Source organism: Streptomyces regalis (genome assembly GCF_001509475.1).
In the GTDB taxonomy this organism is placed as follows: Bacteria; Actinomycetota; Actinomycetes; order Streptomycetales; family Streptomycetaceae; genus Streptomyces; species Streptomyces regalis.
Genome location: NZ_LLZG01000150.1, coordinates 1 through 4,602, shown reverse-complemented (window position 1 = coordinate 4,602; position 4,602 = coordinate 1). Strand labels below are relative to the sequence as shown.

Here is a 4,602-nt window from a genome sequence, read left to right as displayed (position 1 = left end):
CCCCAGCCCCAGCCCCACCTACCTCGCCGCCGAGCTGCGGCTCCCCACGAACTGGATCGACTACACGATCCTCGGCATCTACTTCGTCGTCGTGCTCGGCATCGGCTTCGCCGCCCGCCGCTCGGTGAAGACCAGCCTCGACTTCTTCCTCTCGGGCCGCTCCCTGCCCGCCTGGGTCACGGGCCTCGCCTTCATCTCCGCCAACCTGGCCGCCACCGAGATCCTCGGCATGGCCGCCAACAGCGCGCAGTACGGTGCCTACACGGTCCACTGGTACTGGATCGGCGCCATCCCGGCCATGGTCTTCCTGGGCCTGGTGATGATGCCCTTCTACTACGGCAGCAAGGTCCGCTCGGTCCCCGAGTTCCTGCTCCTGCGCTTCGACAAGTGGGCGCACCTGCTCAGTTCGGTCCTGTTCGCCTTCGCCGCGATCCTGATCGCCGGCGTGAACCTGTACGCCCTGGCGATCGTGGTCGAGGCCCTGCTGGGCTGGCCGCAGTGGGTGGCCATCGTCGTCGCGGGTTTCTTCGTCCTCGCCTACATCACCCTCGGCGGCCTGTCGTCGGCGATCTACAACGAGGTCCTGCAGTTCTTCGTGATCCTGGCCGCGCTGATCCCGATCACCGTGCTGGCGCTGAAGAAGGTCGGCGGCTGGGACGGCCTGACGGACTCCCTGACCAAGACCCACGGCGACGACTTCGTCACCGCCTGGGGCGGCACGGGCATCGGCGACGCGAACCCACTCGGCGCGAACTGGCTCACGATCGTGCTCGGCCTCGGCTTCGTGCTCTCCTTCGGCTACTGGACGACGAACTTCGCGGAGGTCCAGCGCGCGCTCTCCGCGAAGAACCTCTCCGCGGCCCAGCGCACCCCGCTGATCGCGGCCTTCCCGAAGATCTTCATCGTGTTCCTGGTGATGATCCCGGGCCTGGCGGCGGCGGTGCTCGTCCCGAAGATCGGTACCTCCGGCTCGGACCTGCAGTACAACGACGCGATCCCGTACCTGATGGAACAGCTCCTGCCGAACGGCGTCCTGGGCATCGCGGTGACGGGCCTGCTCGCGGCGTTCATGGCGGGCATGGCGGCGAACGTCTCGTCCTTCAACACGGTGTTCACGAACGACATCTGGGCCCGGTACGTGGTCAAGGACCGCGAGGACACCTACTACGTCCGCTTCGGCCGCCTGATCACGGCGATCGGCGTCCTGGCCTCCATCGGCACCGCATTCCTGGCCTCGTCCTTCTCCAACATCATGAGTTACCTCCAGACCCTGTTCTCCTTCTTCAACGTGCCGATGTTCGTGGTCTTCATCGTCGGCATGTTCTGGAAGCGGGCGTCGATGAAGTCGGGCTTCTGGGGCCTGCTGGCAGGCACGACGGCCGCCATGGTCAACTACTTCGTCTTCTACAAACAGGACGTCATCTCGATCCCCTCCGACCAGGGCGCGAACTTCGTGTCGGCGATCGCGGGCTTCGTGGCCGGCGCGGTCGTCATGATGGCCGTCTCCCTCTTCACGGCACCGAAGCCGACGGAGGAACTCCAGGGCCTGGTCTACGGCACCCGTTCCCCCGGCATGGCCGAGCCGCCGGCGCCGGGCGACGAGGCCTGGTACCGGAAGCCGGCGCTGCTGGGGTGGGGTGCGGTGGTGCTGGCGGCCGTCTGCTACGTCCCGTTCTCCTTCTGACGACCGGAGGTTGACCGACCATGACCGAGCACTCCGGACACCCCGAGCACCACGGGTACTCCGAGGAGGACGTCCTGCGGGAAGTCACCGACCTGGAGGGGAAGTCCGCGACAGCCGCCCGCCTCTTCGACATCCGGCGCATCATCGGGGGCCTCTTCGTGATCTACGGCGTCATCGTCACGATCACCGGGCTCACCGACGGCGACGCCACGATCGACAAGGCCCAGGGCGTCAACATCAACCTGTGGACGGGGCTGGGGATGCTGGCCCTGGGGATGTTCTTCCTGGTGTGGCTGTGGCTGCGCCCGACGGCACCGCCGACGCCTCCGCTGTCGGAGGAGACGACGCTGGAGTAACCGGGGTCGGGGACCAGGTGGAGCCGGAGTCCACGGCGGTGGGCTCCGGCCCGGCGGCCCCGTACGCCACTGGCACTGTTGGCTGTTGGCCATCGCTGGAATACCTGTCCCCGGAGGTCGTCCACCTGCCCTCAGGTATACGCACAGGCCTGCACGCTCCGCCACCGTGACGACAGCGGTACGCGCGGCTCAAGCAGCGGAGGAGCCTCCGTCCGACGGCGCTTCGGATGACCGGTCGCTGTCGTGCGGAGTGAAGACGAACGCCGAACTGTCACCGTCGAGATCAATGGTCAGCGATGCGTCCAGAGCCTTGGCCAGACGGGTCAGCAACGGCAGTGTCGGTACGGAGTCGCCGCCCTCGACGTTGGAGATCTGGGGTTGGGTCATTCCGGCGCGGCGCGCCAGCTCGGCCTGCGACAGCCCGAGCTCCCTACGGCGGTCATGGACGGCCTGCCCCAGGGCGAACGCGTACCCGGCCTCCACGTAGGCCGCGGACTCCTCGACCTGCTCCCCCAGCAACTTCCGGGTCCGCCGAGTCTTCCACTGGGAGTGTTTCACCACTTGCCCTCCTCACTCCGGTCGTAGCTGTGCTCAGCGGGACCATGCTCCGCCTCGCACACTTTCTGTGCCTGTCGAGCCCGCTCGACCTCGGCGTCCTCCCGCTGCCTGGTCTTGCGGAACACCGTCAGGAGCACGACCCGCTGCTCGGGAGCGAGCCAGTACGTGATGCGGACCGCGTTCCCATCCATCGTGAAGCGCAATTCCCGCAACTTGCCGCCGAGGTGCCGGGAGTACGGCTCCCCCAAGGTGGTCGCCTGGGCGGCGAGCATGTCGGCAGCACGCTCGGCGTTGTCGTATTGCTATCTATATAAGGCGGCGAGTGGAGATCACGCCTCGCGCGACGAGCCGGGCACTATGCCGCACCCAGTTCGCACCACACATACTTGCCCCGGTTGCCGAACCTGGACAGTGGCTGCCAGCCCCACTGGTCGGAGCAGGCTCGCACGAGCGCCATGCCGCGACCGCCTTCGACGTCGACGTCAGCGAGGTCCTCCCACCGCCCCGGCGGCTCCGGCGGTCCGGGGTCGGCGTCCCAGGCCCCGATCCGCAGCGCCCCCTTCGACCAGCGCACCCGCAGGGCGGCGGGACCCTTCGTGTGCACTACGGCGTTGGAGACCAGCTCCGAGGCGACGAGTTCGGCAATGTCGGCGAGTCGGATGAGGCCGTGCAGAGTGAGGGTCAGACGGAGGGTGCGGCGACAGACGGTGACGGCTCGCGGGTCGTTCGGTACATAGAGGGAGTACTCCCAGGAGTCGGGGCCGGGTTCGCATTCGAGTCCGGTTTCAGGCATGGGGCAACTCCAGTTGATTGATGGGAAGTTGGGTTACGGGCGGTGGCAGTGCCGCAGCCGTCATGGCATGGCGGGGCGGTGCGCTTCCGGGGTCCCGGCGTTCCGCAGCGTGTGCGGCGCGTCACCGACGGTATTTCCTAACATTAGGAATATGCAAGCCGTTGCCCTATCCTGGCGCTCGAACGAGGTATGTCCACAGGGCAGTTGAAAAGAGGAGGTGCCGATTGCCGCCGAAGAGGCATCTCACGGCCCGAAGGGTGCGCCTGGGCGCCGAGTTGCGCAGGCTCCGTGAGGCGACGGGCATGAAGGCCCGGGAAGCAGCAGCGCTACTCGGTGCCGACGCGGTCCAGATGAGTCAGATCGAGTCCGGCGTCGCAGGCGTGAGCGCGGAACGCGTACGCCGTCTGGCGGCCAACTACGCTTGCACGGACGACGCGTTGATCGAAGCCCTGGTGGCGATGGCGACCGACCGCACGCACGGTTGGTGGGAGGAGTATCGGGGCGTGCTTCCTCCGGTTTTCCTGGACACTGCCGAGGTCGAGCACCACGCGACGTTCCTGCGGGAGGTCGTGATCACGCACGTTCCCGGGCTGTTGCAGACCGCCGACTATGCCCGCGCGGTGTACGCGTACATGATGCCCGGCCTACCCGAAAGCGAACTGAACCCCCGCGTGGAACACCGGATGCGGCGACGCGCCGTCATCGACAGTGACAACCCCACCCCCTACGAGACGATCATCCACGAGTTCGCCCTGCGTATCCGCGTGGCCGACCGCAATGCCTCCCTCGCTCAACTGCTTCGGATCCTGGACCAGATCGAACAAGGGCACGCCACTGTGCGCGTCATCCCCACCGCCCAAGACGGTTTCGCCGGCGCCGGGGCCTCGATGATGTACACGGGCGGTCCGGTCCCCCATCTGGACACCGGCCTGCGTGACGCACCCACCGGCACCGCGTTCATCGACGCGGAAGCCCAACTGGCGCAGCTTCGAACGCTCTTCCGTAAGGTGGAGAAGGCGACGTTGGACCCAGTCGCATCGCAGGACTTCATCCACCGTCTGACGAGGGAGCTGTGAGGCACTCCATGGACCACACCCTGCACTGGCAGAAGTCCACCTTCTCCGACGGCGGGGACGGCAACACCTGCGTCGAACTCGCCGCATCCCCCACCACCATCCACCTCCGCGAGAGCGACACCCCCACAACCCACC

Annotated in this window: 6 protein-coding genes and 1 pseudogene; 4 read left to right on the top strand and 3 right to left on the bottom strand. The window is 67.1% G+C overall.

Annotation, left to right across the window (positions count from 1 at the left end; translation table 11 throughout):
- A partial coding sequence (locus ADL12_RS19775; RefSeq protein WP_244187955.1) for a sodium:solute symporter family protein occupies positions 1-1,684 on the top strand: 1,684 nt, incomplete at its 5' end.
- A 20-nt stretch (positions 1,685-1,704) separates the two neighbouring features.
- A complete protein-coding gene (locus ADL12_RS19770) occupies positions 1,705-2,040 on the top strand; it encodes a hypothetical protein (RefSeq protein WP_062703999.1) in 336 nt (111 codons plus the stop codon).
- 189 nt (positions 2,041-2,229) lie between these two features.
- Here ADL12_RS19770 and ADL12_RS19765 read toward each other — a convergent pair whose 3' ends face one another.
- From ADL12_RS19765 to ADL12_RS19755, 3 genes and pseudogenes are all read right to left on the bottom strand, one after another.
- Entirely contained in the window at positions 2,230-2,598 is a 369-nt protein-coding gene (locus ADL12_RS19765; RefSeq protein ID WP_062704000.1) for a helix-turn-helix domain-containing protein, read from the bottom strand.
- Positions 2,595-2,897: pseudogene (locus tag ADL12_RS19760) on the bottom strand (type II toxin-antitoxin system RelE/ParE family toxin); the annotation flags it as partial. The gene ADL12_RS19765 and the pseudogene ADL12_RS19760, both read right to left, overlap by 4 nt.
- 56 nt (positions 2,898-2,953) lie before the next feature.
- Positions 2,954-3,391: an ATP-binding protein gene (locus tag ADL12_RS19755; protein WP_062703997.1), complete on the bottom strand. Its 438-nt coding sequence runs from the start codon at positions 3,389-3,391 to the stop codon at positions 2,954-2,956.
- A 224-nt stretch (positions 3,392-3,615) separates the two neighbouring features.
- Between ADL12_RS19755 and ADL12_RS19750 the strand changes: the two genes are divergently transcribed.
- Positions 3,616-4,467, top strand: coding sequence for a helix-turn-helix domain-containing protein (locus ADL12_RS19750; protein WP_062703996.1), 852 nt, complete (start codon positions 3,616-3,618; stop codon positions 4,465-4,467).
- Positions 4,468-4,475: 8 nt separating this feature from the next.
- The coding region (locus tag ADL12_RS19745) for a DUF397 domain-containing protein (protein WP_062703995.1) at positions 4,476-4,602 on the top strand (127 nt) is incomplete at its 3' end.